General features: G+C 33.4%; 1 pseudogene. It reads left to right on the top strand.

The window, feature by feature from the left end:
- Positions 1 to 328: pseudogene (locus tag E1176_RS20315) on the top strand (hypothetical protein); the annotation flags it as partial.
- Positions 329 to 629 lie beyond the last annotated feature (301 nt).

The raw sequence follows: 629 nt of genomic DNA, 5'->3' as shown, positions 1-629 counted from the left end.
CAAAAAACATCGCACATCTGATCGAGATAGCGCGCTTCATTATGCTCAGATCAATAATACTCTGGCTAAAGAACATGAGGATGATTTAGCTCTTGTGAAGTCTTTCAATGCGTTAGGTTTTCTTGTAAGTGAAGAAGGTGAATACATAAAAGCTGCTGAATATTATGAGACTGGTTTGACCGTAGCTAAGAATAATAATTATAACGATCAAATCAAGTACTTACTCAATAATTTAGGCATGGTTAATAATAAGGCAGGTAGATATTATATCTCGTTAAAATATTATTTAAATTCTCTTAAGTTAAGAAAAGCTATACACGATCTCTAGGAATAGCAATTGCCTATAATAATCTTGCTGGTGTTTATTCTTCCATAAAGGATTTCGAAACCTCTTTAAGATATTTCAAGAAAGCTGAACACCTCAAAAAGTCTTACGATTTAAAGGGTGTTTCATCCAGTATGATCAATATAGGAATTACATATGCTGCTCAAGATCAATTTACTAAAGCCTTAACAATCTATGATAGTCTCTATGATAGCTGCAGACCAAATTGTTCCGATGACCAAGTTAGAGAGGTTTTATCTGCAAGGATGTTTGCGTTTTTTACTCTTGAGCAATATGAAAATGC

It is taken from the genome of Fulvivirga aurantia, from assembly GCF_009711475.1.
Taxonomy (GTDB): Bacteria; Bacteroidota; Bacteroidia; order Cytophagales; family Cyclobacteriaceae; genus Fulvivirga; species Fulvivirga aurantia.
Note: the sequence above shows the minus strand (reverse complement) of the source record. Positions and strands in the feature narration are given on the sequence as shown.